This is a genomic window from Halarcobacter mediterraneus, from assembly GCF_004116625.1.
GTDB lineage: Bacteria > Campylobacterota > Campylobacteria > Campylobacterales > Arcobacteraceae > Halarcobacter > Halarcobacter mediterraneus.
In genome coordinates, this window is record NZ_NXIE01000017.1 from 1 (window position 1) to 563 (window position 563).

At 34.5% G+C, this 563-nt stretch carries 1 protein-coding gene; it reads right to left on the reverse strand.

What is annotated here, in order from left to right; all coding sequences use genetic code 11:
* On the reverse strand, positions 1-563 hold a 563-nt coding region (locus tag CP965_RS14000), incomplete at both ends, for a DegT/DnrJ/EryC1/StrS family aminotransferase (protein WP_206732310.1).

Consider the following 563-nt stretch of genomic DNA (forward strand, 5'->3'; position numbering starts at 1 on the left):
CATGTACTAATGGTCCACCTTGTAATCCAGGGAAAATAGCAGAGTTAATTTTTTTAGCAATATCTTCATCATTAGTCATAATCATACCACCTCTAGGACCTCTTAAAGTCTTGTGAGTTGTAGTAGTAACAACATCTGCATAAGGAAATGGACTCATATGCTCACCAGCAGCAACTAAACCTGCAATGTGTGCAATATCAGCAAAAAGAAAAGCTCCTACTTCATCAGCTATTTCTTTAAATCTTTTAAAATCAATTTCTCTTGCATAAGCTGAAGCACCACATACAATGATTTTTGGTTGAACAATCTTAGCTATATCTAATACTCTGTCATAGTTGATTCTACCATCTAGTTCTACACCATAATAAAATGCAGAATAGTTTTTACCAGAAAATGAAGGTTTAGAACCATGAGTTAAGTGTCCACCATGAGATAAATCCATACCTAAGATTTTATCACCAGCTTTTAATAATGCTGCATAAACTGCACCATTAGCTTGGCTTCCTGAATGAGGTTGAACATTTGCAAATTTACAATCAAAGATTTCACAAGCTCTGTCAATA